Here is a 25,519-nt window from a genome sequence, read left to right as displayed (position 1 = left end):
AGGCAGGGCAATCGCATGAGTAAAGAGATCTTGCTGGTAGTGGAAACCGTCTCGAACGAGAAGGGCGTCGACAAGGACGTGATTTTTGAGGCCATCGAGCTTGCGCTCGCCACTGCTGCCAAAAAGCGTTACGAAGATGAAGAGGCGGATATCCGCGTTTCCATCGATCGCCGTACTGGCGAATACGAAACTTTCCGCCGCTGGTTGGTGGTAGATAATGACGCGGTTCCCGCATTGGGCACCGAGCTGACCATGCAGGAAGCGGAAGAAATCGATTCGTCGCTGCAGCCAGGTGATATGTACGAAGAGCAGACGGAATCCGTTGCTTTCGGCCGTATCGGTGCGCAGGCTGCAAAACAGATTATCTTCCAGAAAGTGCGTGAAGCCGAGCGTTCCAAGATCGTAGACAGCTACCGCGATCGCGTTGGTGAGCTGGTTTCCGGTACCGTCAAAAAGGTCACCCGGGACAACGTCATCGTGGATCTGGGCAGCAACGCTGAAGCTTTGCTGCCACGTGAACACCTGATTGCTCGCGAGACGTTCCGCATGGGCGATCGTGTCCGCGCTTTGCTGCTCGAAATCCGGGTGGATCATCGTGGTCCGCAACTGATTCTGAGCCGTACTGATGCCCAGATGCTGATCGAGTTGTTCCGTATCGAAGTGCCCGAGATCGCCGAAGAGCTGATCGAGATTCGTGGCGCAGCCCGTGATCCAGGTTCACGGGCGAAAATTGCCGTGAAAACCAACGACCGTCGTATCGATCCGGTCGGTGCATGTGTAGGTATGCGGGGTTCCCGTGTTCAGGCCGTTTCCAACGAGTTGGGCGGTGAGCGTGTGGATATCGTTCTCTGGGACGACAACCCGGCACAGCTGGTTATCAATGCCATGGCTCCGGCAGAAGTTGCCTCCATTGTGATGGATGAAGACCGTCACACCATGGACGTTGCAGTTGCTGAAGACAATCTGGCCCAGGCCATTGGTCGGAATGGACAGAACGTTCGTTTGGCCACCGAGCTGACCGGCTGGACACTGAACGTGATGACGGAAGAAGAAGCAGGCGAGCGTCAAGAGCAAGAGCTTGGTCGTTTGCTTGAACACTTCACCAAGCATCTTGATGTTGATGAAGAGTTTGCAAGTGTCCTGATCGAAGAAGGCTTCTCTTCTATTGAAGAAGTGGCCTACGTACCGATGGAAGAAATGCTGGCCATCGATGGTCTGGATGAAGACACCGTGACGGAACTTCGTAAGCGTGCCAAAGATGCCCTGCTCAATCAGGCCTTGGCCGGTGAAGAAGCCCTTGAAGGTGCAGAGCCTGCTGAAGACCTGCTGGAAATGGAAGGCATGGAGCGGGCACTGGCGTTCAAGCTTGCCGGTATGGGCGTTCGCACGATGGAAGATCTCGCAGAGCAATCAGTTGATGATCTGCTTGAGATCGAAGGTGTTGATGAAGAGCGTGCAGGTCAGTTGATTATGACGGCACGTGCACCCTGGTTTGAAGACCAGGCCTGATTCGGGAGAGGAGGACCAGTATGACTGATGTAACGGTAAAACAACTGGCCGCAGATGTAGGCGCTCCCGTGGATCGTTTGCTGAAGCAGATCGTTGAAGCCGGGCTACAAGCCCGTAGCGAAAACGATGCTGTGTCTAGCGATGAGAAACAGCAGTTGCTGGATTATCTGAGAAAGAGCCACGGCGATGACGAAGCAGAGCCGCGGAAGATCACGCTCAAGCGCAAGACAACCACCACGTTGAAAGCGGGCAAAGCCAAAACCGTTAATGTGGAAGTGCGCAAGCGTCGTACGTACATCAAGCGTGCCGAACTGCAGCCTGAGCCGGAAGCCGAAGCGCCAAAGCCGACAGAGCCTGTAGAACAGCCGGTCGCGCAAGAGCCAGCTCCACAAGAAACGCCGCAAGTGGCTGCTGAGCAAACACCAGCTCAGCCAGAAACCGAAGCGCCGAAAGAGCAGGTTGAAGCTGCAGAAGCGCCGAAAGCGCCTGAAGCGAAAGAGCCAGAGCCAGCCGTTGAAACTGCGCCCGAGGACATTCCGATGCCTCCGCCAGAAGACGATGGACGGGATCGCAAGCCGAAGAAAAAGAAAGAGAAAGGGCGTGAGCGCGGCGATGATGATGACGGCAAGCCTAAGAAGAAGCAGGCTGGCCATCGCGGTCCACGTAGCCGACCAGAGGAGCCTCTGGTGATTTCCGAGGATGACGATACCGTTCCTCGCAAACAGCTACGGGCCAAAAAGAAAACGAAAGAAAAGCGTCATGCTTTCGAGAGGCCAACCAAGCCCATGGTAAGAGAAGTACAGATTCCCGAAACGATCACTGTTGGTGATCTCGCCCAGCGTATGGCTGTTAAAGCCGCTGATGTCATCAAGACTCTGATGGGAATGGGCGTGATGGCCACCATCAACCAGCCTCTGGATCAGGAAACTGCGATCCTGGTGACGGAAGAGTTGGGTCACAAGCCGGTTAGTATCAGTGACGACGCACTTGAAGAAGAAGTGCTGAGCAACATCACTGATCAGGACGAAGGCAAAGAAAAGATCAAGCGTGCTCCGGTTGTGAGCGTGATGGGTCACGTTGACCACGGTAAAACCTCGCTGCTTGATTACATTCGTCGCACCAAAGTGGCGGCTGGCGAATCCGGTGGTATTACCCAGCACATTGGTGCCTACCACGTTGAAACCGATCACGGCATGGTGTCCTTCCTGGATACCCCGGGCCACGCAGCCTTCACGGCGATGCGTGCTCGCGGTGCTCAGTGCACCGATATCGTCATTCTGGTTGTAGCGGCCGATGACGGTGTGATGCCACAAACTAAAGAAGCGGTTGAACACGCCAAATCAGCCGGTGTTCCTTTGGTTGTTGCCATCAACAAGATGGACAAAGAAGAAGCCGATCCTGACCGCATCAAAACCGAACTGTCGGCTTTGGATGTTATTCCTGAAGACTGGGGCGGTGATGTTCAGTTCGTACCGGTTTCCGCGCATACCGGTTCTGGTATCGACAATCTGCTTGAAGCTGTATTGCTTCAGGCCGAAGTGCTCGAACTGGAAGCTTCTCCAGACGCGTCTGCGAAAGGTGTGGTTGTTGAATCCAGCCTGGAGCGGGGTCGTGGTTCGGTTGCGACGGTTCTGGTTCAGAACGGTACTTTGCGCCAGGGTGAGATGGTTGTTGCCGGTTCCTTCTTCGGTAAGGTTCGTGCCATGACTAACGAAGCCGGTAAACAGGTTAAGTCTGCGGGCCCTTCAATCCCGGTTGAGATCCTGGGCTTGAACGGTACGCCGGATGCCGGTGACGAGTTCTACGCCGTTTCCGACGAGAAGAAGGCCAAAGAGCTGGCCGAATTGCGTCAGACTCGCGAGCGCGAGAACCGTCTGCAGCGTCAGCAAGCCGCCAAGCTTGAGAATATGTTTGAAAACATGGGCAAGGATGAGGTTAAGACCCTCAACGTTGTTCTGAAAACCGACGTACGCGGTACCCTTGAGGCGATCACCAAAGCCTTGCGTGATATGGGTAACGACGAAGTTCAGGTCAAGGTTGTGTCATCCGGTGTCGGCGGTATCGCTGAAACCGATATCAGCCTGGCCATGGCTACCAACGCGGTTATCTTCGGCTTTAACGTTCGTGCTGATACAGCGGCGAAGCGTTTGGTCGAGAAGGAAGGCCTGGACCTGCGTTACTACAGCATCATCTATAACATGCTGGATGACGTTAAAGCGGCTCTGACGGGCATGCTGAAGCCGGAATTCCGCGAAGACATCGTTGGTATTGCCGATGTGCGTGATGTATTCCGTTCACCGAAGTTCGGTCAGGTTGCTGGCTGTATGGTTACCGAGGGTAATGTCTACCGCAACAAGCCGATCCGTGTACTGCGTGACAACGTAGTGATCTTTGAAGGCGAGCTGGAATCACTGCGCCGCTTCAAAGACGACGTACAAGAAGTACGTAACGGTATGGAATGTGGTATCGGTGTTAAGGGTTACGATGTGAAAGTGGGCGACCAGATCGAAGTCTTCGATCGCGTTCGCGTTGAACGTCAGCTCGAATCTACGGGGGCCTAATGGCACGGGATTACAGTCGCATCGATCGCATTGGCGATCAGATGCAACGTGAGCTGGCCCAGATCATCCAGCGCGAGGTGAAAGACCCTCGCGTTGGCATGATCACGGTGAATGATGTCAAAGTCAGCCGTGATTTGGGCTATGCGGATATCTACGTTTCGCTGTTGTCGACCGAAGAGCTAACCGAGCAATCTCCGGAAGTTCAGGAGTCCCTGAAAGTGCTGAATAAAGCATCCGGATTTTTGCGAGGCCAAGTGGCGCGTGCGATGAAGTTGCGGGTCGTACCCATGCTGCGCTTCCACTTCGACAGTTTGCTTGGCCATAGCCGTAAGCTGGATCAGCTGATCCGCGAAGCTGTGGGTGATCAGCCTGCCGTTAGTCGAGACGACAGTGACGATACTGACACGGACAGTTCGGAGCGAGACGCTTGAGTCGAAGACGTAAAGGTCGTGACGTAAATGGCATCCTGGTGATCGATAAGCCCCAGGGTGTCACTTCTAACGGTATTCTTCAGCAGGTCAAGCGCCTCTATGGAGCCGCAAAAGCGGGCCATACCGGTGCGCTTGATCCGTTGGCCACTGGCGTGTTGCCTTTGTGCTTCGGTGAGGCCACCAAGTTTTCCCAGACGATGTTGGACAGCGATAAGGCCTATATCACCACGGCCCGTTTAGGTGTTCGTACAGAGACCGGGGATTCCGAAGGCGCTGTGGTTGAAGAAAAGCCCGTTCCCTCTCTTACAGAAGCCGATGTAGAAGCCGTTCTGGAAAACTTCCGGGGCGACATTCAACAGGTTCCATCCATGTATTCCGCGCTTAAGCATCAGGGCAAACCTCTGTATGAATACGCCCGGGAAGGCATCGAGATTGAGCGCCCGGCACGGCCCGTTACCATCTATGAACTGAAGCTGCTTGCGGTTCGCGACAATGAGCTCGATCTGGCGGTAACCTGCACCAAAGGTACGTACATCCGCTCATTAGTCGAAGACATTGGCGAACAGTTGGGTTGCGGAGCGCATGTGGTTGCTTTGCGTCGTACCTTGGCGGCGGGTTACACCCTTGAAAACGTTCAGAATGTCGAAACCCTTGAAGCCATGCGTGAGCGTGACGAAAGCCTTGACGGGCTGTTGTTACCACCGGAAAGTGCGCTGACCATGTTTCCGGAACACCGGCTTTCAGGCCCGGCGCTGGTATCGATATTGAACGGGCAACCAGTTAGAATACCCGGTCAGCCCTTTGAAGGATTTGTGCGCGTTTACGGCAACCATTCCTTTGTCGGGCTGGCGGAAGCTCAACCGGAAGGCGAAGACACCGTGCTGGTGCCTCGTCGGCTGGTCAAGAACAACGGCAGATAAGCTGCCGCTGTGTAGCCGGGCTGTAGAGATGCGCGGTTCGGCCGGATTTTTCAGCATCGCAAACAATGAGGTGTAATATGGCACTTTCTGCCAGTGAGAAAGCTCAAATCGTTACCGATTTTCAGCAAGGTGAAGGCGATACCGGTTCCCCTGAAGTTCAGGTGGCTCTGCTGACCGCTAACATCAACAAGCTGCAGGATCACTTTAAGGCCAACAAGCAGGATCACCATTCCCGCCGTGGTCTTATCCGTATGGTAAACCAGCGTCGTAAGCTGCTGGACTACCTGAAGCGTAAGAATGCTGACCGTTACCTTGAGTTGATCAAGCGTTTGGGTCTGCGTCGCTAATCGGATTTAGTGACCTGAAGGCTGGCCCGGGGTTTCCCGTGGCCAGCCGAGTTTTCTCCCCCGCTGTCTGCGCTTGCTGGTAAGGCAACCAGGCGGTCATCTGCTGCAGTTGATTTGTCCGTGACACCAAAGGATTTTCCCTGTCGTAATGGAAAGCCGATATTGAAAGCAGGTTGTCGAAAAGCCGGGGCGTTGCCGGGTTTTTGCGACAGCCTGTTAGCTTTCAGACGGGTTGCCTTTTGGTTCACAGTTCAGACTGCTGCGGCATAAATGGAAAACACGGGCTATGCTGAATCGTTCAGTTATCAGCCACGTATTAAACAGTTGAAAGCAGGAGTAAATTGTGGATCTGCAACCACGTACGAAAACATTTGAAATGGGTGGACACACCTTCACACTGGAAACCGGCCGTGTAGCGCGTCAGGCAACCGGTTCTGTAGTGGTTACCTGTGGTGATACCTCCGTTCTGGGTACCGTTGTTGGTGTCCGTGAAGCGAAGCCGGGCCAGCCTTTCTTCCCGCTGACCGTTAACTACTCCGAGAAGACTTACGCTGCGGGTAAAATCCCCGGTGGTTTCTTCAAGCGTGAAGGTCGTCCTTCCGAGAAAGAAACTCTGACCTCGCGTCTGATCGACCGTCCGATTCGTCCTCTGTTCCCGACTGGCTTCATGAACGAAGTTCAGTTGATTCTGACGGTTATGTCGACCGACAAGAAGCAGGACCCGGATATCGCCGCCATGTTGGCCGCTTCTGCTGCCCTGGCAATCTCTGGTATTCCTTTTGACGGCCCGATCGGTGCTGCGCGCGTTGGTTTCACCAACGACAAAGGTTACTTCCTGAACCCGTCTTTCGAAGAGCTGGAAACCTCTCTTCTGGACATGGTTGTTGCCGGTACTGATGAAGCGGTTCTGATGGTTGAATCTGAAGCCAAAGGCCTGTCTGAAGATCAGATGCTGGGTGGCGTTCTGTACGCTCACCAAGAAATGCAGACCGCGATCAACGCGATCAAAGAATTTGCAGCCGAGAACGGCAAGCCGCGTTGGGATTGGCAGCCAGAGCCGGAAGACACCGGACTGCTGGATGCGATCAAAGCGGAGTTTGTTGGGCAGATCGAAGAAGCTTATGCCATTCGCGACAAGATGGCTCGTTACGAGCGTCTGGGCGAAATCAAAGCTGCGGCCGTTGAGAAGCTGGCCGGTGAAGAAGAAGGTCAGCCTTCTGCCGACTTGGTGAAGAAGTACTTCGGCAAAGTTGAGAAGACGGTTGTTCGTCAGCAAGTTATCGATGGCAAGCCGCGTATCGATGGCCGTGACAACAAGACCGTTCGTCCGATCGAAGTGGAAGTGGGCATTCTGCCTTCTGTTCACGGTTCTGCCCTGTTCACCCGTGGTGAAACTCAGGCGATCGTAACCACCACTCTGGGTACCACCCGTGACGTTCAGACCATTGACGCACTGGAAGGCGAGCGCAAAGACCCGTTCATGTTCCACTACAACTTCCCTCCGTACTCTGTCGGTGAAGCCGGCCGTGTAGGTACTCCGGGTCGTCGTGAAGTGGGCCACGGTCGTTTGGCCAAGCGTGGTGTTCTGGCGGTTATGCCGACTATTGAAGAGTTCCCGTATGCGATTCGTTCGGTTTCCGAGATCACTGAATCCAACGGTTCCAGCTCTATGGCTTCCGTATGTGGTTCCAGCCTTGCGTTGATGGACGCGGGTGTTCCGATCAAGGCACCGGTTGCCGGTATTGCGATGGGTCTGGTTAAGGAAGGCGAGAAGTTCGCTGTTCTGACCGACATCCTCGGTGACGAAGATCACTTGGGCGACATGGACTTCAAGGTTGCGGGTACCAAAGAAGGTATCACTGCGCTGCAGATGGATATCAAGATCAACGGTATCACTGACGAGATCATGGAACTTGCTCTTGAGCAGGCACAGGCTGCGCGTTTGCACATCCTGGACGAGATGAACAAGGTTATCTCCGAGCCGCGCACCGAGCTGTCTGATCGTGCGCCGAGCATCACCACTATCAAGATCCATCCGGACAAGATCCGTGACGTGATCGGTAAGGGTGGCGCGACTATCCGTTCTATCTGTGATGAGACCGGTGCGTCTATCGATCTGGATGACGACGGTAATGTGAAGATCTACGCCGAGAACGGTGAAGCGGCTCAGGCGGCGATGAATCGTGTTAAGGAAATCACGGCTGAGATCGAAGTGGGCGCTATCTACAAGGGCCGCGTTGAGCGGATTGTGGACTTCGGTGCGTTTGTGAACATTCTGCCTGGCAAGGATGGTCTGGTGCACATTTCCCAGATCTCTGAGCGTCGTATCGAGAACGTGACTGATGAGCTGAGCGAAGGTCAGGAAGTTCTGGTTAAGGTTCTGGATGTGGACAACCGTGGCCGCGTTAAGCTGTCGATGAAGGAAGTTAAGGAAGGCGAGCAGGCAACTGAATTCGCTGACTAAGATTTCTGGTTTGTCTTGAGAAAACCCGCCTTTTGGCGGGTTTTTTCGTTTCTATGCGGTTTAGCTTGGGGGTCGTGCTGAGGCCGGATGAGCCCTTCCCAAAAGACGCTACGAGCACATCCATGTGCGCTTCTTTCGGGCCGTCCTTGGCCCTCAAGACTTTTGGGAAGGGCTCATCCAACCTCCGCATCAGACTCTGTGTGGCTGCTACAGCTGCCTAGCAAGTGCACTTTTTGTGGCACTTCATTTCTCCATAAACTCCAGAACCGCCTCACGGTACGCAGGAATCACGAATGTGGCTGCGTGGGGGGTGTCCGTCTGGAGAAATTCTTTGGGATGTTCAGCGGCATCATAGAGCCTTGTGCCGTGGTGGAACGGGATGATGCCGTCCCGGATGCTGTGGATGATCATAACCGGCACGGGTGCTATGCCTGCAATGCGATCGACGCCTTCGTAGTCGTCGGGGATGGTCCAGCTCAGGGGGTATTGGACGGGCCAGGTTAGCCAGAAGTTGTTGAGTTTTTCGCGGGCGATGTAGCGGAAGCCGGAGAAGGTGCCGTCCAGGATCACGCCGTTGAGTTCGGGTTGTTCGTTGCGTTGTACCCATTCGTTGGCAAGGGCAATCCCTAGTGCGCCGCCGAGGCTTTGGCCGAGGAGGAAGAGCGGTTGATCCGTATGGTGTTCGGCAAGCCAGCGCAGGCCGGTTTCTACGTCGTGCAGGGCGCCTTCGATGTCGGGAGCGCCGGTGGATTGGCCGTAGCCTCGGTAGTCTATGGTGAAGACGTTGTAGCCTTCCTCTGGCAGCCAGGCGATGTTGAGTATGTGAGCACTTACGTTTTGGGCGTTGCCGTGGAGGTAGTAAATGGTGCCTTTTGGCGGGCCGTCAGTTTTAGCGAGTAGCCACCAGCCGTGGAGGGTTTCGCCGTCGGGGGTGTTCAGGAAGACGTTTTCGTAGTCCAGTTCGAGTCGGTCCGGGGTGATGTAGGTGGTGTTGTTTGGATAGAAGAAAACACTGCTGCAACCGGTTTGCAGCAGTGCCAAAAACACCAAGAAAACGCTGGTGAGCGTTTTTGGGCTCAGAAGTACGCGTGGATGCCTGCCTGCCATGTGCTTTGGTACCTGTCGAAGTGGTCTTCTCGGGTGAATTCGGTGAATAGGCTGAATTCTCGGCCGATGTGGTAGTTGGCTTTCAGGTAGAGCTGGTCTTGGCGGTGTTGGCTGCTGACGATCCACGCTTTGGTTTTAACTCCGCCCAGTAGGCTGACGCGGGGGCTTTGGTGCAGTACGCCAAGGTCTGCGCCCGGGGCAAAGTCGTAGCCGCGGCGGATGTCATCGTCGATTTCAAGATCAGCCGTGGCCAGGGCGAAGACTTGGCTGTTGTCGCCGAGGCTCCAGCTGCCTCCGGCTCCACCTTCCAGATATGGCGCGAGCACCCGCTGGGTTCCCGTGTCGGTGCGGCGGCCGCCGAAGCCGACTTGCCAGGACGTGGGCGAGAAGAACTGGTTGCGGGGGCTCAAGGAGCGTATTTCGACGCCGGTGATTTGTTCGACCTGCAGTTCATCGTTGTCGTGATAGAGCCGTGCATCCAGTCGCAGGAATTGCAGCTGCGCACCGGTTCGGTAGCCTTCGGGGGGATCAACGACGTCGTGATAGGCCGGCCGGATGGTCAGTTCAGTGAATTCGTTGTGAGCCAATTGGCCGGAACTCAGGCTGAGTCTGAATGTGTCGTGGCCCTGGTCGTCTCGCACGGTTGGTTCTGCCACCGGGGGAATCGGTTTGGCGTTGTCGATTTGGCTGCGGGTAACCAACAGCTGGTGCGATAACGGTGCCGCAAACTCTCGCGGCCAATTGTCGGCTTCGCTCTGGTAGCGCACGTAGTCGTAGGTGGCATCCAGCAAGCGGGCTTTTTCGCCGACAGGCAGTTGTTGTACCTCCGGATCGCCTACCTTCACGTAGCCGTTGGCGATTGCAGCGGCAATGGTTTGGTGGTCGTCCGGCAGGGATTCCAGACTGTGGCTAACCGCTGTCGCGGCGGACGGGCGGTAATGGATGCTTTCTACCAGGTTTTTGTCACGCACCCAGCGCACCGTATCGGAGGGTATGGCGTGAGTGCTCACTTCTTCTAAGAGGTCTGTGCCTGGGCGAGCCACATCGATGAGTGCCAGTAAGCGGTAGGCGCAGTTTTCGTCGAAGAAATAGTAATCAAAGTTCTTGTCCTGAATTTCCCAGGTGTGGGTCAGCATGGTGTCGACTTCCTGCTGGCTCAGATTCAGGGTGTATTCCCACAAATCCCGGTGTTCGATGTCGTTGTACAGGCGGATCATTTCGTAATAAGGCTTGATCGCCGTAATGCCCGGGTAGCCTCCGAAGATGCCGCGATAGGCGAACAGCAGTTCGCTGTCGTGTTCGGCCGCGTCGGCGGCATAGGAGATGGTATTTGCCAACAGCAGATCAGTTTCGTTGTCGTCTTGGGGAGGGTCTAGTCGCAGAAACGTGTGACCAAACATGGACGACGGGCTGTTCAGGTAGGACGCGGCAAATACAAGCGTCACTTTTTCAGTATTCAAGGTGTCCGCCCAGTCGTCATACGCCGGGCAGCTTACTGGTTCCTCGGGCAAGTCGAGCTGGTCACGCAGCCAGGCATCCCGGGCAGGGAAGCGGCACCGGGCGTGGTCGTCACCTTTGCCGGGCTGTTGTATGGCGGCAAGCGTCGCTTCGAGTTCTGCCTGGGGATTAGTCTTGCCGCCCTCGCTCAGGAAAAACGCAGGATCGTCGGCCTGACTGGTGTAGCCGGAACCAAAACGATTTTCGTGATAGTGGCCGAGCGTGAGCCAAACGGGATGTTCGTGCAGGTTTTCAAGGTTTGAAGCGAAGGCAGTGTGGGTTGCCAAGGTGCCAGCAAGCCATAATGCAGCCTGCCCAGTGCGCAAGAGGTAGCCCATGGGTGTTTGGTACATCCGGTTTGAGTGAAGAATAGGATAGTGCGCCATCCGTGGCGCAGGTTCAATCCTTCGGGGTTAGGCGATTAGGCCGCCACGTATTTGCTCAGAGATTTGTTCTGCTCAAGCAGGGCTACGATTGCGTCTACCGCTTCGCCAGAAGTGGTTTCAGAGTTCGGGAAGATGGTTGCGAAGTTATCCTGCAGTACCTGACGGAAGTCAGCGCGGTCCGCTTCTTCTACGCCAAGAAGTACGGCGAGAGTGTCCAGGTTTTCACCGGAGCCGCGGGACATGTCACGGGCAACCTTGTCGATGTTGCTGTCCATGTACATAGCCATAGATTGCACGGACTGGTTGGTGGAGCAACCCAAAGTACCGGTGGTCATACCAAAGGTCTGGTTACCAAAGGTTCCGTTGGTGGTCGCTGCCAGCACGTGTGGAGCAATGCCAGACTGTCCCTTCCAGATCATGGCACCGACACCACAGCCCGGCTGCGCGAAGGCCATAGAAGAAGCACCTAGAAGAATTGCACCTGCGATCAGTTTTTTCATTATCCACTCCTTGTGTGGTTTTTCTCTCGTCACAAAACGCCTAAACGTAAGGCTGATCATTTATTAGATGAGAACGGCCCGAGGGTGAAAGCCCAGCTTGCAAACCGCTCAGGTAAGTATAGACAAATTTGCAAAAACGCAAACTATACGAGGTACTTAGCCCAATTTTATGAACAGGTTCTTATTACTAATTTGATTATAAAGTTCGGAGTTATGTTTTCTTGTCATAGAAGGCCGGGTTCCGTATAGTTCCGCCCGCCAAGATGGCGACCTATAAAGACACATGGAGACATGATTGTGAAAAAATTGCTTATTGCCTCAAGCCTTGTAATGGCCGGCGCGTTGACTGGTTGTAGCTCACTGAACACCAGTGCTCCTTCTCTGCCCCTGACCGGTGTTGTTGCCACTGACGTAAAAGCTGACATCGAAGTTGGCGAAAAGATCACTGGCGAATCCTCTGTTACTCAGCTGTTTGGTCTGCTGACTCTGGGTGCCGAGCACGAATACGCTGACGGTGTTGCTTACGGTGCTAACGGTGGCGGTTCTCTGCTTTCACTGGGCGGCGCTTCTTTGACTGAAAAAGTGAAGTCTGCAGCAGCTTACAACGCCATTACCGAGTCCGGCGCTGATGTGATCGTAGCACCTCGCTACACCATCAAGCAGGAAGGCTACGGCTTCTTTGGCACCATCGACGTAAAAGTTGAAGGTTACAAAGGCACCATCCGAAGCATCAAATAAGCTTCGTGATTGGCAAAAAAAAGCCGGAGAGGGGTTTAACCCTGCTCCGGCTTTTTTGATGGGGCTGGTCAGCCCCCCAGATACGCCTCCCGAACTTCCGGGTTGCTCAGCAAGTTCTTGCCGGTATCGTGTAGCCGGATTTTTCCGGTTTCGAGGACATAGCCCCGGTCGGCCAGGTTCAGCGCTTGATGCGCGTTCTGCTCAACAAGAAACACGGTGATGCCCTCGTCTCGCAAATGGCCGATGATCTCGAAGATCTGCTGAATGATGATCGGCGCCAAGCCCAGCGACGGCTCGTCCAGAATGATCATCTTGGGCTTACTCATCAGGGCCCGACCAATGGCAAGCATTTGCTGCTCACCGCCTGACATGGTGCCGGCTCGTTGGTTTTCCCGCTCCTTGAGCCGGGGGAACAGCTCGTAAACGTGATCCTGGCTTTTGCGAATCTCGGCCTTGGTGTTGAAGAACCCGCCCATATGCAGGTTTTCTTCGACCGTCAGGCCGGAAAACACGCGCCGGCCTTCGGGCACGATGGCAATGCCGGAGCGCATAATGGTGGAGGTGGCGTCGTGGGTGATGTCTTTGCCTTCCAAAATAATGCGCCCGGAACTGGCTTGCGGGTTTCCGCAGACCGTCATCAGCAGAGTGGTTTTACCGGCACCGTTGGCGCCAATCAACGAAACAATCTCCCCCTTGTTCACTTCAACCGAGACACCGTGCAAAGCCTCGATTTTGCCGTAATGCGTATGAACGTTTTCCAGTACTAGCATGGTTATTCCTCAGGCCTCGCCCAGATAAGCTTTGATCACGTCGTCGTTCTGGCGAACTTCGTCGGGGGTACCGCTGGCCAGGGGGCGCCCCTGGTTGATGACGGTAATCCGGTCGGAAATGTCCATCACGAGGCTCATGTCGTGCTCGATGAGCAGCACTGAAACGTTGTAATCCTCTTTCAGGCTCATGATCAGCTGATTGAGATCCTTGGTTTCAGCCGGGTTGAGGCCGGCTGCGGGCTCGTCAAGCATCAGCAGCTTGGGTTCGGTGACCATGCAGCGCGCGATCTCCAAACGGCGTTGCTGGCCATAGGCGAGGTTGCCGGCTTCACGGTTGGCGAGTTCCAGCAGGCCCACCCGTTCGAGCCAATAAGCCGCTTTGTCCAGCGAACGCTTTTCCCGGGATCGATAGTCCGGCGTTTTTATCAGCCCGGAAAGCAAGTTGGTGTTGAGATGACGGTGTTGAGCAACCAGCAGGTTCTCGACCACCGACATTTGATTAAACAACCGAACGTGCTGGAAGGTGCGCACCATGCCGAGCCGCGAGATCTTGTAGTCCGGCTTGCCTTGCACCTCTTTACCTTGAAACAGAATTTTTCCGCCAGTGGGTTTGTAGAATCCGCTAACGCAGTTGAACACGGTGGTTTTGCCGGCACCGTTGGGGCCGATCACCGAGACGATTTCATGGTTCTGAACGTCCAGATTCACGCCATCCACGGCCAGCAGGCCGCCGAAGCGCATGGACAGATCTTGTACTTCTAGCATACCTGTCACTCCTGCCGTTGCAGTGCAATGGGAATTCGACGCATAGGCATCAGACCTTGAGGCCGCCATACCATCATCAGAACCATGGCGGCCCCGAAGACGAGCATTCGGAAGTCTGAGAACTCACGTGCGAGCTCCGGCAGGATGGTGACGGCAACAGCCGCGAGAATTACGCCAATCTGAGAGCCCATGCCGCCCAGTACCACAATCGCCAGAATGATCGCGGATTCCAGGAAGACAAAGGATTCAGGGCTGATGAAGCCTTGCTTGGAAGCGAACACGGTACCGGCGAATCCGGCGAAGAAGGCGCCGATGGTGAACGCAGAAAGCTTTACGGCGGTGCGGCTCAAACCAAGGGAGCGAGCAGCAATCTCATCTTCCCGAAGGGCTTCCCAGGCCCGGCCAACCGGCATGCGCATCAGGCGGCGGATGACCAGAGCGGTAATAACCGCGAGCACCAGGGCGATCAGGTACAGGAAAATGACCTTGTGCTCACCGCTGTAGGCGATGCCAAAGGTTTCGTGGAAGGAGGTGTTGCCTTCTTCTTTGACTCTGCGCCCGAACTCCATACCGAACAAGGTTGGGTCGGGAATGCCGCCAATGCCGTTAGGGCCGCCGGTAACCGCTGTCCAGTTGTTCAAAAGGATGCGGATAATCTCGCCAAAACCCAGCGTCACAATGGCCAGATAATCGCCTCGCAGTCGTAACACCGGAAATCCGAGCACCATGCCAAAGGTTGCGGCCAGCAAGGCGCCAACCGGCAAGGCCATCCAGAAGGTAAAGCCAAAGTACTGGTACAGCAGGGCAAAGGTGTAGGCGCCGACGGCATAGAAGGCGACGTAGCCGAGATCGAGCAGGCCGGCGAGGCCAACCACCACGTTCAGGCCCAAAGCCAGCATGATGTAGATAAGCACCAATGTGGCCAGATCGACCGCACCGCGTGACACCACGAACGGCCAGAATAACGCCAGCACGATAATGGCCGTGAGCACCCAGGCCTCCATTTTTGCGCGCTTGGCATCGGGCATGGGCTCGCGACCGCTCAAAGGGTTCAGCTTGGGCAGTTTGCCCAGGTTACCCATGATGTTGTCACGGAACAGCTGGAAGAAGAACACGATACCGGCGGCCAGAAAGATCGAGATAATGGTGGTTGGCGTTGCGCCTTCCAGACCGATTTCGGTGCCTTGAGCCACCAGATTCAAACCGAGAATCGGGTAGGCGATAACGACGGTGACGATCGCGCAGAACAGCGCATGCTTCAAGTTGTGGGTTGCCATCAGATCTTCTCAACCTCCGGTTTGCCAAGCAGGCCGGTGGGTTTGAACAGCAGGATCAGTATCAGCAAGCTGAACGAAACAACGTCTTTGTATTCGCCGCTCAGATAACCCGAGGTCATGCTTTCCGAGACACCAAGTATCAGACCACCCAACATGGCGCCGGGAATGCTGCCAATGCCGCCCAGTACCGCTGCGGTAAATGCTTTCAGGCCCGCGATAAAGCCAAACAACGGGTCAACCGAGCCGTAGTACATGCCCAGTAACAAACCGGCAACAGCCGCCAGCGAGGCACCGATGACAAAGGTCGCGGAAATGATTCGGTTGGTATCGATACCCAGCAGATTAGCCATGCCCAGATCCTGGGAAACGGCCCGGCAAGCTCGCCCGATGCGTGAGCGTGAAATGAACAAAGAGAGCAGGGTCATGCAGATCAGCGTGGTGATAAAAATGGTGATTTGCATGTAGGAGAGTGAAAGCTGGAAGCTTTCGGGAGCGCCAAAGCGAAAACTGCCGTCGATCAGCGCCGGAAAGCCGATGTTGCGCGAACCCTGGGCCAGATGAACGTAGTTTTGCAGGAAGATCGACATACCGATTGCGGAGATGAGCGGTATCAGTCGGTGGCGACCGCGCACGGGGCGGTAAGCGACTCGTTCAACCGCCCAGCCCATGGAGCTGGATACGATCACCGCGCAGATCAGCGCAACCAGTAAAATGACAGGTAACCAGGCGACGCCGAGGGTGGCAAGGCCGGTGATGGCAATAAGCGCGGTGTAAGCGCCGATCATGTAGATTTCGCCGTGGGCGAAGTTGATCATGCCGATAATGCCGTAAACCATCGTATAGCCGATGGCGATCAGGGCGTAAGTGCTCCCGATCGTGAGCCCGTTAACGAGCTGTTGGGAAAAATATAGGAGGTCTTGCATGCTGGGGGAGCTCCGAATGCATACGGCCAGAAAAGCACCTTCCCCCGGATCGCGGCTGGAAGGTGCTCTTGTTCATACCTCGGTAGAGGATTTGGCTTACTGTGCCGGAGTCTTGCTACCGTCAGAGTGCCATTCGTACACCACAAATTCGAAGGACTTCAGGTCCCCGGCTTTGTCGTATTGAACGGTTCCGATCGGAGTTTCAAAGCTGTTGGCGCGCAACGCGGCGGCCACATCAAACGGATCTTTGGAATCGGCTTGCTTGATGCCCTCAGCCACTAGCTGAACGGCAGTGTAGGAAGGTAGAACGAACGGGCCGGACGGGTCTTCGCCTTTGTCCTTGAACGCTTTGACCAGCTCCTGGTTCTCGGCTTTTTCATCAAAGCTTGGCGGCAGGGTGACCAGCAAACCTTCGGCGGCTTCACCGGCGATGGTGTTGATGTCTTTGTTGCCTACCCCTTCAGGGCCCATGAATTTGGCTGTGACATCCGTCTGGCGAGCCTGACGCAGGATCAGCCCCAGTTCAGGGTGGTAACCGCCGTAGTAGACGAAGTCCACGTCGGCTTGTTTGATTTTGGTGACCAGAGAGGAGAAGTCCTTGTCGCCGGCGGTGATGCCCTCGAACATCGCAACTTCGATGCCGGCGTTTTTCAGGGTGTCACGAACCGCAGTGGCAATGCCTTCACCGTACTGCTGTTTATCGTGAACGACCGCAACTCGCTCCGGCTTCTGACTGGCGATGTAATTGCCCGCGACCGGTCCCTGCATGCTGTCCAGACCAATCGTACGGAACACCAGTTCATAGCCGCGTTCGGTGATTTCCGGGCTGGTGGAAGCCGGGGTGATCATCAGAATGCCTTCGTCTTCATAAATGTCGGAGGCGGGCTGGGTCGAGCTGGAGCAGAGGTGGCCAATAACGTACTGAACGCCTTCGTTCACCAGGCGGTTAGCAACCGTAACGGCTTGCTTAGGGTCGCAAACGTCATCAACTTCAACGGCAACCAGATCTTCGCCCATCACGCCACCCTCGGCGTTGATGCGCTCGATAGCCATGCGGGCACCGGAGAACTGCATGTCACCGTACTGGGCAACCGGGCCGGTCATGGGCCCGGCGATGCCGATTTTGATATCAGCAGTAGCCTGGCCAGCGGCCATCAGGGCGACGGACGCGCTTATAGCGGTGGCGAGTTTCTTTGCGGAAATGTTCATCGTGTTTTTTCCTGTGTGTCAGGGTTATTCTTATGTTCACAATGAGTTAAGAAACACCACAGCCTAGGCCTTGTCAAGCAAATGCGTGTATGGCCGCGATACATATACCAATTTAAGCGTCTTCCGGGTCGTCGCCATCGATGTAGACCAGATTCTTGAAGTTTTCGTGGTCGTGCAATTGCTCGAAGCTGGGGTCCACCGAGGCATCGTCTCGATAGGCTTCGGAGATCTCGATGGCTTTTGCCAGGTTGGCAACGGCATCTTCCCAGCGGCCGATCTCGGCAAAGGCACAGGCCAGCTGGTAAAGCGCATGGCCGTTGTCCGGTGCCAGCTTGAGCGCACGGTTACACAGGCTGATGGCCCAGAGCGGTTCTTGTATTTCGAGCACGGCATCGGCTTTGTAGCTCAGTGCTTCAACATCGTCTGGCCGTAATTCCAGAATCTGGTCGTAGGTGTTGATCTTGTTCTGTTGCGAGGTTTCCTGACTGGCTTTAAGCCAGAGCGCATGCACTTCGTTGGTCAGTTCGATTTCTGCCTGGTTCTGGTGAATGATTTCAGACTTTTGCTGCAACTGTACTTCGATCGCTTTCAGGCGCTTTTCGTATTCCACCACCAATTCGTTGACCCGCTCTTCCGCAAGGCCTGTGAGTTGGTGGCGCATGTCCCGAATCGAGTTCCAGCCGATAACCACCAGAATGGAGGTGGCGCCGGCAATCAGGTAGAAGAAGTAGGTGACCGTGTCGGCGGCATAAGACATGGATTTGTCAGCCACGGACAATTCTTTTTCGACGACTTTTTCTATGAGCTCGGCGCGGGTGTTTTGCATGTCTTGGCGAAGCGCCTTGGTTTCGTCGAGCAGGTAGAGCTCCACGAAGGGCGTGTACATGGGCTTTTCCAGCGTTTTGATGCTTTCTTCCAGGTCTTCGGCTGTCAGCTCTTTGTCCGGGCCAAGTTCCTGCCCTTGTGCATGGAGGTGTCCGGCAAAAATAAGGGCGAGGATGAAAGCGAGGTAGTGCCTGATCATTAAAGGTGTCCGTTTTTCAGTGAGGAGAACAGTATCAGTGGATGACCTTAGCACAGTGACTATTAGAAATAATGCCGAGCGCAGGGCGGGTTTGCCGGCAACACCCGTATGGCAGGGTTTTCGGTGAGCTAAGTAATATTCGCACTTGCATCACGAAGGGCGAAGACCTCTAATAGTTAGAGGTATAAATAAATGGTTCGGGAGTCAGGTTTTGGATAGTTACGAGCAGGTGTTGGTGGCGCTTCGGCGGGTTATCCGGGCAACGGATTTGCATTCCAAACGGTTGAGCAAGCATGCCGGATTGACGGGGCCTCAGTTGCTGATTATGCGCACCATTCGTGACTTGGGTGAGGTGACGATTGGTACGATTGCCGAGAATGTCAGTCTCAGCCAGGCAACGGTAACGACCATTCTCGACCGTCTTGAACACCGTAAGCTGGTTTATCGGGTGCGCAGCACCAAGGATAAACGCAAGGTGCATGCGCATTTGACCGAAGACGGAGCCGATCTTCTGGCCCGTGCGCCGAATCCTTTGCAGGAAGATTTCATTGAGAAGTTTCAGAATCTGGCAGAGTGGGAGCAGACAATGATTTTGTCGTCGTTGCAGCGTGTGGCCCACATGATGAACGCTGACGACATTGATGCCTCTCCGGTTCTGACAGTGGGTTCGGTGTTGAAGGATGATGGCTGGAAGGAGAAAACCTGAGGTTTGCGAGGGGTCTGTCCCTACGAGGACAGACCCCCATTCTCCGAACTGACGTAGCTTAGTGCACGCTAGACCCACTCTTGGGCTTATTGCCAAAACACACCTGAAACACGTCGTTGTAGTTTTTGGCAAAGTTCACGGTTAGCCCTTCTTTGAGATAATCCGGCAACTCTTCGTAGTCGCCCCGGTTGGCCTCCGGCAGAATCAGGTTGCTGATTTTCTGCCTTCTGGCGGCAATCACTTTTTCACGTATCCCGCCAACAGGCAGCACCTGCCCGGTGAGTGTCAGCTCGCCAGTCATGGCAATGTTTTGCTGAGGAGCTTCCCTGCGGGCGATCGAGAGCAATGCCGTGGCCATGGTCACGCCGGCACTGGGGCCGTCTTTCGGTGTTGCGCCTTCCGGCACGTGTAGGTGCACGAACGACTTCTCGAAGAAGCTCGGGTCGCCTTTGAACCGCTTCAGGTTGGAGGCCACGTAGCTGTAGGCGATTTCCGCCGACTCGCGCATCACGTCGCCCAGTTGCCCGGTCAGTTTGAAGCCCCGGTGATGGGTGTGAACGCGGGAGGCTTCGATGCTCAGTGTGGCACCGCCCATGGCGGTCCATGCCAGGCCGGTAACTACGCCGGTGCCTTTGAGCGATTTCTCTTTACGGAAGGCGGGCTGTCCGAGATAACTCACCAGGTCGGCTACGCCAACTCTGACCGGTTCATCCGGGTTTTCCAGCAGTTTCACAATGCCTTTGCGAATGATTTTGTGCAGCAGCTTTTCCAAACTGCGCACGCCGGCTTCCCGGGCATAGCCCTCAATCACCTGGCGCACGGCGGCGTCTGAAATGTTCAGCTGTTTTTTCAGTAAGCCGGCACGTTTGAGCAGGCGAGGGATCAGGTAGTGCTTGGCGATGGCGAGCTTTTCTTCGCCGATGTAGCCAGACAGTCGAATCACATCCATGCGGTCGAGCAATGGCCGGGGAATGGTGTCCAGCTGGTTGGCGGTGCACACGAACAGCACCTTGGACAGGTCCATGCGCACGTCCAGGTAGTGGTCGAGGAATTCCTTGTTCTGTTCCGGATCCAGGGTTTCCAGAAGGGCCGAGGCCGGGTCGCCCTGATAGGAGCTGCCGATCTTGTCGATCTCATCCAGCATGATCACCGGGTTGGCCACTTTGCTGTCTTTCAGGGCCTGCACGAATTTACCGGGCATGGCGCCGATATAGGTGCGGCGGTGGCCTTTGATTTCGGCTTCATCGCGCATGCCGCCGACACTGAACCGATAAAACTCCCTGCCAAGGGCATCGGCCACCGAACGGCCGATGGAGGTTTTGCCCACCCCGGGTGGGCCGACTAGTAAGAGTATGGAACCACTCACTTCGCCTTTGAAGGTACCTTCGGCCAGGAACTCGATGATACGGTCTTTTACATCGTCCAGGCCGTCGTGGTCCCGGTCCAGAATGCGACGAGCTTCGGCCAGGTCGAAGTGGTCTTCGGAATGCACACCCCAGGGCACTTGGGTAATCCAGTCCAGGTAGTTGCGGGTAACGCCGTATTCCGGGGAGCCCTGTTCCAGCACCTGTAGTTTCTGGATTTCATCCTTGAACCGGTCCTGCACCGCGTCCGGTGGGTTCAGTTTGGCCATGCGCTCTTCAAAGCGCTCCACATCGGCGGTTTTGTCGTCCTTGGCAATGCCCAGCTCCCGCTGGATGACTTTCAGCTGCTCGCGCAGGAAGAATTCCCGCTGGTGCTTCTGCACCTTCTCGTTTACTTCTTCATTGATCTCGGATTGCAGGCGCGCCACTTCCTGCTCTTTGCGCATCAGCAACAGCACCCGCTCCATACGCCGGAGCAGGGGCACGGTATCCAGCACATCCTGCAACTCCCGGCCCGGGGCACTGGTCATAGAGGCGCCGAAGTCTGCCAGCGGCGAGCTGTCTTCCGGGCCAAAGCGGGACAGGTATTGCTTCACCTCTTCGCCATACAGTGGGTTGGTGCGTAGCAGCTCCTTTATTGCGCTGATAATGGCCAGGGTGTAGGCCTTGAGCTCATCCGCCGGTTCTTCCGGCTCCTCCGGGTATTCCACTTCCACCAGGTAGGGCGGGCGGCGGCGCAGCCACTGCACGATTTTGAAGCGCTGCATGCCCTGGGCAATAAACTGGACCTTGCCTCCTTCGCTCTGGGCATGGTGAACCTTCACCGCGCAACCCATGGTTTCCAGGTCATCGCTGGCGGGAATGCCGGTTTCAGATTCCGGGTCTTCCACAAAGCAGATACCCAGCACCTTGTGCTCGGTCTCGCCCACCCGCTTCAGGGTCTCCTGCCAGGGGTTCTGGTTCACCACCACCGGTTGCACCTGGGCGGGGAAGAACGGCCGGTTAGACACCGGCAAAACATACATACGCCGCGGCCTGGCCTGCTGCGGCAGGATCAGGCTTTTGCTGTTCTCGTCTTTGCCGATGTATTCGGTTACATCGTCTTCAAATTCTTCCAGGGAGTCTTTGCGGTTCTCGTCATTCATACCGTGTTGCTCTCAAGGCTGAGTGGTTAAAGACCTATGTGACGACGAAAGCCAGGTTTTCAAGCTTTCAGGCGTTGCTAGAAAGCTTGAAATGTAATTACAATGTAGTTATCCACGGAGGGTGAATATGAATTTTGAATGGGACGAAAGGAAGGCGCTGATCAACCAGGATAAGCATGGCGTCAGTTTTCATGAGGCGCGTACTGTTTTCTATGATGAGTATGGCTTGATTATTCCCGACCCTGACCACTCTGAGTTGGAGGATCGGTTTCTGATTATGGGGCGCAGTGAGTCACTCCGGTTGCTTGTGGTTTGTCATTGTTATCGACAGGATGATCAAACCATCAGGTTGATTTCAGCACGCAAAGCGACGAAGCATGAGTCTGGCTATTACAGGGCCGGGAGGCGAGGACTATGAGAGACGAATACGACTTTTCAGGGGCGAAAAGAAACCCCTACGCCAAGGCGTTGAAAAAGCAGATCACAATTCGGGTGGACGAAGATGCGTTGGGATACTTCAAGGCATTGGCCGAAGAATTGGGCGTGCCTTATCAGAGCCTGATTAATCTATACCTGCGGGACTGCGCGCAGTCCCGCAGGAAACCGGATCTACACTGGAAATGAAGATGTCTCCTGACTAAAACGGTTCCCCCGGAAAAACGTGCCGTAGTCGTTAAACCGAACACCCATCTCTCTCATCACTTTATGGGCGGCTGGTGCGGTCCATTGGCGGATGTAAAACGGCTCCCGCACGGCAAAGTGGTGAATGGCATGGGTGCTGCCAAAATTGAAGCAGAACGCCTGCATCGGTAGCAGCCACCAGGGGTTAAGAACCTGGCACTGTTGCATCACGTTGCGGGCTTCAACATCTCCGTAATAGTGGATATTGGAGCTGATGAAATGCAGGCAGAAGGTGCGCAGGAACGATGGCAGCATATAGACCACGGCAAAGGTATTCAGAACCCCAAGCGCGCTGGCAAATTCACCGGTCAGGGTAATGGGTGAGCCCGCAACCTGTGCCGAAAACAGCACCACATGGATGGCAATCCAGCCATGAAACAACAGGTAGTAAAGGTTGCCCAGGGGTGCATAGGCCAGCAGTTGCTGGATGCGCATTTTCTGAACCTCGCCCCGGGATTCCGGTTTCTGGGAACGGATATACGCCTTCACCGCTCGCTGCATGGTCAGCGGACGCATCAGTACTGCCATCATGTTGTCACCGGTCATCAGCAGCCGGCGTAGCCCCCAGCGCTCACCGTTGGTAATGCCTCGTTCTTCCAGGTCGCTTTCGGTACCACTGTACTTGTGGTGGTGCAGGTGCAGATTGCGGCGCACGAACGGGCTGACGGTGCTTGCCCGAGCCACCCAGCCTACGGCCAGCATAAGCTTGTTTGCCCAGGGGCGGTTTTTGAAGTACATCAGGTGGATAAGGTCGTGTTCCAGTTCATGGATGAAGGAGGCGAAAATGGCGGTGACAGGAATGCACAGCCACCAGGGAATAATGTCCATGACATACAACGTACCGCTGGTAATCATGCCCAGAAGCGATACCACCATAATGGCGGCGCCAATCAGATTCTGGTGCTTTTCAAGCCACGGATGACGGCGCCTTAACGCCCGGCCTTCCTCCAGAATGGTCTTGCGAATGTGATCGGTTTTTTGGGCATCGGTCATGGTGCTTGGATCTAAAGACATGGTTTGACCTTTTTAACGGGGGTTATCGGCATCCAGGTACCTGATCCTGGCATCTACAGTTGCTATTGTGGGTGAGGTGGTGCCCAAGCCGGGTATGATCAGACGACAAAAAACGATCATTAGACGACAACTACAATGACAACAGTTTCTATCGTTTCCAGCCAACCGACCGTTCCGGGCACCTACGTACTGCTGCTGATGGATGTGGCCGAACGCTGGAATATATCGGCAGACAAGCTGTTGGCGGGGGAAGGCCTGCAGCCGGAAGACTGTTTGCGCAATGGTTTCCGGTTACCCCGGGACAACTTCGCCAATCTGATAGAGCGGGCGGTCAGCCTGACAGGGGAGCCGGGTATCGGCTTTTTGCTGGGCCTGCAAATGCGGGTGTCCTGCCATGGGGTCATTGGCCAGGCCGCGATGGTAGCGCGCACCCTGGGAGAGGCGCTGGAGATTGCCAGGGCCTATTTCGACATGCCCTCGTCGGACCTCCAGTTACGCATTGATCGTGAGGCAGGGCATGGGGGCGACATGGTACGGCTGAGCCTGGGGGAACGAGATGAGCGCTATCGGCTGAGCGAAGTAGGCGCGCAGTTTCTGCTGACCGGATTCGCAGCCATGGCAGAAGCCCTGACTGGCCGGAAGCTTAAAGGCGAAGGCGTAATAAGATTCCCCCGTCCTCCCTATATGGACCGATACGACCATCTGGTTGCCGGCAAGCTTCATTTTGACGGCGCTTTCAACGGGTTTATATTTGATGCGTCGATTCTTGATTACCCCCTGGTGATGTCAGACCCTGTCGCCGCCCGGATTGCCCGGGAACAGTGCAAGGAGGAGCTGGGCCGGCTGGGTGGAGGGCGTTCGCTGGCTCGGCAGGTGCGAGACCTGGTGTTTGACGAGGAGTTGGGTTTCGCGTCTATGGAAGAGGTGGCGGAGAAACTGAATACCACCCCGCGCACGCTGCAGCGTCGTTTACAGGCTGAAGGAGTGGTCTTTCGTCAACTGGTGGAGAGCATTCGCCGACACCATGCGGAGCGGCTGTTGTTGCTCAATCAGAAAAGTATTGGAGAGGTGTCTGACTTGCTGGGCTATTCTGACGTTACCAACTTCAGCCGAGCCTTTCGGCGCTGGGCAGGGTGTTCGCCGCGGGACTACCTGAAACAACGTGTGGCTCGCTAGCAGCCATAAGCGGTGCCCGCCTGGCTTGAATTTTCGTTGCCTGACCCCATAACCGATCGTAATCCATGTCTTATTAACCGGGTAAATATATGACCGCTTCGCCGTATATCTTCGACGCCACCGCCGACAACTTTCAGCAGAAAGTGATGGACGCTTCCGCCACCACGCCAATCCTGGTGGACGTATGGGCCGAATGGTGCGCGCCTTGTAAGCAGCTGATGCCGATACTGGAAAAGCTGGCGGACGAATATCAGGGCAACTTCCTGCTGGCGAAAGTGAATGCCGACGAGCAGCAAGAGCTGACGTCTTCCTTGGGTGTGCGCAGCCTGCCCACCGTGATCCTAGTAAAAGACGGCCAAGCCGTAGACGGCTTTAATGGTGCCCAACCAGAAAGCGAGATCCGCAAGGTGCTGGAGAAGCATGTTGAGCTGCCGGCAGAAGACCCGTACGAAAAAGCACACGCACTTTGGGAAGCGGGTGATCTGGACGGTGCGCTGGCGATCCTCACGGAAATGAACCAAAAGGATCCGGAAAACCTGGACGTACTGATTGATCTGGCCCAGCTGAAAGCGGAGCAAGGTGATCTGGAAACCGCCGAGCAAGTGCTGGAAAGCCTGCCGCCGGAAGAAAAACTGCAGACCAAGGCCAAGCAGCTGGCGGCCCGCGTTAAGTTTTTGAAGCAGTCCGGTGAATTGCCGGCCATCGAGGGCTTGGAGCAAACGCTGGAAGCCAACCCGAAAGACCCGGAGGCTTTACATCAGTTGGCACTGCACAAAGTGTTGCAAGAGCAGAATGCCGAGGCGATGGATTTGCTGATCCGGTTAATGCAGGCGGACAGCACTTATAAAGATGGCGTGGCCAAGACAACCTTGGTGGAGTTGTTTGAGAAATTGGGGAACAACAATGCGGATGTGCGGACGTATCGGAGGAAGTTGTATACGTTGATGCATTGATGTTTTTGACGAAGGGCAAACTCCATAAAAGGCCCGCCAAAATGGCGGGCCT

General features: G+C 55.4%; 23 protein-coding genes. 12 read left to right on the top strand and 11 right to left on the bottom strand.

The genetic code is table 11. The features are described 5' to 3' along the window. Positions 1-15 precede the first annotated feature (15 nt). The 6 genes from nusA (at position 16) to pnp (ending at position 8,232) form a co-directional block, all read left to right on the top strand. Positions 16-1,509, top strand: coding sequence for a transcription termination factor NusA (nusA, locus tag Q9245_RS06185; protein WP_305896315.1), 1,494 nt, complete (start codon positions 16-18; stop codon positions 1,507-1,509). 20 nt (positions 1,510-1,529) lie between these two features. Beyond that, positions 1,530-4,070 (top strand): translation initiation factor IF-2, encoded by a 2,541-nt coding sequence (gene infB / locus Q9245_RS06180; protein ID WP_305896314.1) that lies wholly within the window; start codon positions 1,530-1,532, stop codon positions 4,068-4,070. Then, complete coding sequence (gene rbfA / locus Q9245_RS06175; protein WP_305896313.1) at positions 4,070-4,501, top strand: 30S ribosome-binding factor RbfA; 432 nt, start codon at positions 4,070-4,072, stop codon at positions 4,499-4,501. Before infB ends, rbfA begins: the two co-directional genes overlap by 1 nt. Next, complete coding sequence (gene truB, locus Q9245_RS06170) at positions 4,498-5,421, top strand: tRNA pseudouridine(55) synthase TruB (protein ID WP_305896312.1); 924 nt, start codon at positions 4,498-4,500, stop codon at positions 5,419-5,421. Before rbfA ends, truB begins: the two co-directional genes overlap by 4 nt. A 77-nt stretch (positions 5,422-5,498) precedes the next feature. After that, positions 5,499-5,768: a 30S ribosomal protein S15 gene (gene rpsO / locus Q9245_RS06165; protein WP_199006012.1), complete on the top strand. Its 270-nt coding sequence runs from the start codon at positions 5,499-5,501 to the stop codon at positions 5,766-5,768. Between the two features lie 349 nt (positions 5,769-6,117). Continuing rightward, positions 6,118-8,232 (top strand): polyribonucleotide nucleotidyltransferase, encoded by a 2,115-nt coding sequence (gene pnp / locus Q9245_RS06160; RefSeq protein ID WP_305897183.1) that lies wholly within the window; start codon positions 6,118-6,120, stop codon positions 8,230-8,232. A 243-nt stretch (positions 8,233-8,475) separates the two neighbouring features. Here the strand turns inward: pnp and Q9245_RS06155 are convergent, their stop codons facing one another. The 3 genes from Q9245_RS06155 to Q9245_RS06145 all read right to left on the bottom strand — a co-directional run bounded on the left by Q9245_RS06155 (position 8,476) and on the right by Q9245_RS06145 (position 11,722). Beyond that, positions 8,476-9,339 (bottom strand): alpha/beta hydrolase, encoded by an 864-nt coding sequence (locus tag Q9245_RS06155; RefSeq protein WP_305896311.1) that lies wholly within the window; start codon positions 9,337-9,339, stop codon positions 8,476-8,478. Beyond that, the gene (locus Q9245_RS06150) at positions 9,309-11,174 is read right to left on the bottom strand and encodes a DUF4105 domain-containing protein (protein WP_305896310.1); all 1,866 of its coding nucleotides are present in this window, start codon (positions 11,172-11,174) and stop codon (positions 9,309-9,311) included. The genes Q9245_RS06155 and Q9245_RS06150 overlap by 31 nt, the downstream gene beginning before the upstream one ends. 83 nt (positions 11,175-11,257) lie before the next feature. Beyond that, positions 11,258-11,722 carry a DUF3015 domain-containing protein gene (locus Q9245_RS06145; protein ID WP_114334522.1) on the bottom strand — a complete coding sequence of 155 codons (465 nt, stop codon included), beginning with the start codon at positions 11,720-11,722 and terminating at the stop codon, positions 11,258-11,260. A 297-nt stretch (positions 11,723-12,019) separates the two neighbouring features. On the opposite strand from Q9245_RS06145, the gene Q9245_RS06140 reads away from it, so the two are divergent. After that, positions 12,020-12,460 carry a hypothetical protein gene (locus tag Q9245_RS06140; protein WP_305896309.1) on the top strand — a complete coding sequence of 147 codons (441 nt, stop codon included), beginning with the start codon at positions 12,020-12,022 and terminating at the stop codon, positions 12,458-12,460. Positions 12,461-12,528: 68 nt separating this feature from the next. Here the strand turns inward: Q9245_RS06140 and Q9245_RS06135 are convergent, their stop codons facing one another. The 6 genes from Q9245_RS06135 to Q9245_RS06110 form a co-directional block, all read right to left on the bottom strand. Beyond that, positions 12,529-13,230, bottom strand: coding sequence for an ABC transporter ATP-binding protein (locus Q9245_RS06135; protein ID WP_305896308.1), 702 nt, complete (start codon positions 13,228-13,230; stop codon positions 12,529-12,531). A 9-nt stretch (positions 13,231-13,239) separates the two neighbouring features. Then, on the bottom strand, positions 13,240-13,995 hold the full coding sequence (gene livG, locus Q9245_RS06130; protein ID WP_305896307.1) for a high-affinity branched-chain amino acid ABC transporter ATP-binding protein LivG: 756 nt from the start codon (positions 13,993-13,995) through the stop codon (positions 13,240-13,242). 5 nt (positions 13,996-14,000) lie between these two features. Next, a complete protein-coding gene (locus Q9245_RS06125) occupies positions 14,001-15,272 on the bottom strand; it encodes a high-affinity branched-chain amino acid ABC transporter permease LivM (RefSeq protein WP_305896306.1) in 1,272 nt (423 codons plus the stop codon). Further along, entirely contained in the window at positions 15,272-16,195 is a 924-nt protein-coding gene (livH, locus tag Q9245_RS06120; protein ID WP_305896305.1) for a high-affinity branched-chain amino acid ABC transporter permease LivH, read from the bottom strand. The genes Q9245_RS06125 and livH overlap by 1 nt, the downstream gene beginning before the upstream one ends. Positions 16,196-16,291: 96 nt before the next feature. Further along, entirely contained in the window at positions 16,292-17,404 is a 1,113-nt protein-coding gene (locus Q9245_RS06115) for a branched-chain amino acid ABC transporter substrate-binding protein (protein ID WP_305896304.1), read from the bottom strand. Between the two features lie 112 nt (positions 17,405-17,516). Next, positions 17,517-18,428, bottom strand: coding sequence for a tetratricopeptide repeat protein (locus Q9245_RS06110; RefSeq protein WP_305896303.1), 912 nt, complete (start codon positions 18,426-18,428; stop codon positions 17,517-17,519). Positions 18,429-18,639: 211 nt separating this feature from the next. Between Q9245_RS06110 and Q9245_RS06105 the strand changes: the two genes are divergently transcribed. Next, positions 18,640-19,134 (top strand): MarR family winged helix-turn-helix transcriptional regulator, encoded by a 495-nt coding sequence (locus Q9245_RS06105; RefSeq protein WP_305896302.1) that lies wholly within the window; start codon positions 18,640-18,642, stop codon positions 19,132-19,134. Between the two features lie 58 nt (positions 19,135-19,192). Here the strand turns inward: Q9245_RS06105 and lon are convergent, their stop codons facing one another. Further along, positions 19,193-21,643 carry an endopeptidase La gene (gene lon, locus Q9245_RS06100; protein ID WP_305896301.1) on the bottom strand — a complete coding sequence of 817 codons (2,451 nt, stop codon included), beginning with the start codon at positions 21,641-21,643 and terminating at the stop codon, positions 19,193-19,195. A gap of 127 nt (positions 21,644-21,770) precedes the next feature. Here lon and Q9245_RS06095 point away from each other — a divergent pair, with 127 nt between their 5' ends. Then, positions 21,771-22,061 (top strand): BrnT family toxin, encoded by a 291-nt coding sequence (locus tag Q9245_RS06095; protein ID WP_289103136.1) that lies wholly within the window; start codon positions 21,771-21,773, stop codon positions 22,059-22,061. Beyond that, positions 22,058-22,267: a BrnA antitoxin family protein gene (locus Q9245_RS06090; RefSeq protein WP_305896300.1), complete on the top strand. Its 210-nt coding sequence runs from the start codon at positions 22,058-22,060 to the stop codon at positions 22,265-22,267. Before Q9245_RS06095 ends, Q9245_RS06090 begins: the two co-directional genes overlap by 4 nt. Here Q9245_RS06090 and Q9245_RS06085 read toward each other — a convergent pair. Then, entirely contained in the window at positions 22,253-23,338 is a 1,086-nt protein-coding gene (locus Q9245_RS06085; protein WP_305896299.1) for a fatty acid desaturase, read from the bottom strand. The genes Q9245_RS06090 and Q9245_RS06085 overlap by 15 nt on opposite strands. Positions 23,339-23,473: 135 nt before the next feature. Here Q9245_RS06085 and Q9245_RS06080 point away from each other — a divergent pair, with 135 nt between their 5' ends. After that, positions 23,474-24,514, top strand: a complete 1,041-nt coding sequence (locus tag Q9245_RS06080) for an AraC family transcriptional regulator (RefSeq protein ID WP_305896298.1) — start codon at positions 23,474-23,476, stop codon at positions 24,512-24,514. 89 nt (positions 24,515-24,603) lie between these two features. After that, positions 24,604-25,467 carry a thioredoxin gene (trxA, locus tag Q9245_RS06075; RefSeq protein WP_305896297.1) on the top strand — a complete coding sequence of 288 codons (864 nt, stop codon included), beginning with the start codon at positions 24,604-24,606 and terminating at the stop codon, positions 25,465-25,467. Positions 25,468-25,519: the final 52 nt, after the last annotated feature.

Origin of the sequence: Marinobacter sp. MDS2 (assembly GCF_030718085.1) — a bacterium.
Taxonomy (GTDB): Bacteria; Pseudomonadota; Gammaproteobacteria; order Pseudomonadales; family Oleiphilaceae; genus Marinobacter.
Note: the sequence above shows the minus strand (reverse complement) of the source record. Positions and strands in the feature narration are given on the sequence as shown.

What these genes read in the sequence shown, in the direction of transcription:
- nusA (WP_305896315.1), top strand. Translation starts at nt 16, where the DNA reads ATGAGTAAAGAGATCTTGCTGGTAGTGGAAACCGTCTCGAACGAGAAG.
- infB (WP_305896314.1), top strand. Translation starts at nt 1,530, where the DNA reads ATGACTGATGTAACGGTAAAACAACTGGCCGCAGATGTAGGCGCTCCC.
- rbfA (WP_305896313.1), top strand. Translation starts at nt 4,070, where the DNA reads ATGGCACGGGATTACAGTCGCATCGATCGCATTGGCGATCAGATGCAA.
- rpsO (WP_199006012.1), top strand. Translation starts at nt 5,499, where the DNA reads ATGGCACTTTCTGCCAGTGAGAAAGCTCAAATCGTTACCGATTTTCAG.
- Q9245_RS06155 (WP_305896311.1), bottom strand. Translation starts at nt 9,339, where the DNA reads ATGGCAGGCAGGCATCCACGCGTACTTCTGAGCCCAAAAACGCTCACC.
- Q9245_RS06150 (WP_305896310.1), bottom strand. Translation starts at nt 11,174, where the DNA reads ATGGGCTACCTCTTGCGCACTGGGCAGGCTGCATTATGGCTTGCTGGC.
- Q9245_RS06145 (WP_114334522.1), bottom strand. Translation starts at nt 11,722, where the DNA reads ATGAAAAAACTGATCGCAGGTGCAATTCTTCTAGGTGCTTCTTCTATG.
- Q9245_RS06135 (WP_305896308.1), bottom strand. Translation starts at nt 13,230, where the DNA reads ATGCTAGTACTGGAAAACGTTCATACGCATTACGGCAAAATCGAGGCT.
- livG (WP_305896307.1), bottom strand. Translation starts at nt 13,995, where the DNA reads ATGCTAGAAGTACAAGATCTGTCCATGCGCTTCGGCGGCCTGCTGGCC.
- Q9245_RS06125 (WP_305896306.1), bottom strand. Translation starts at nt 15,272, where the DNA reads ATGGCAACCCACAACTTGAAGCATGCGCTGTTCTGCGCGATCGTCACC.
- livH (WP_305896305.1), bottom strand. Translation starts at nt 16,195, where the DNA reads ATGCAAGACCTCCTATATTTTTCCCAACAGCTCGTTAACGGGCTCACG.
- Q9245_RS06115 (WP_305896304.1), bottom strand. Translation starts at nt 17,404, where the DNA reads ATGAACATTTCCGCAAAGAAACTCGCCACCGCTATAAGCGCGTCCGTC.
- Q9245_RS06110 (WP_305896303.1), bottom strand. Translation starts at nt 18,428, where the DNA reads ATGATCAGGCACTACCTCGCTTTCATCCTCGCCCTTATTTTTGCCGGA.
- lon (WP_305896301.1), bottom strand. Translation starts at nt 21,643, where the DNA reads ATGAATGACGAGAACCGCAAAGACTCCCTGGAAGAATTTGAAGACGAT.
- Q9245_RS06095 (WP_289103136.1), top strand. Translation starts at nt 21,771, where the DNA reads ATGAATTTTGAATGGGACGAAAGGAAGGCGCTGATCAACCAGGATAAG.
- Q9245_RS06090 (WP_305896300.1), top strand. Translation starts at nt 22,058, where the DNA reads ATGAGAGACGAATACGACTTTTCAGGGGCGAAAAGAAACCCCTACGCC.
- Q9245_RS06085 (WP_305896299.1), bottom strand. Translation starts at nt 23,338, where the DNA reads ATGTCTTTAGATCCAAGCACCATGACCGATGCCCAAAAAACCGATCAC.
- Q9245_RS06080 (WP_305896298.1), top strand. Translation starts at nt 23,474, where the DNA reads ATGACAACAGTTTCTATCGTTTCCAGCCAACCGACCGTTCCGGGCACC.
- trxA (WP_305896297.1), top strand. Translation starts at nt 24,604, where the DNA reads ATGACCGCTTCGCCGTATATCTTCGACGCCACCGCCGACAACTTTCAG.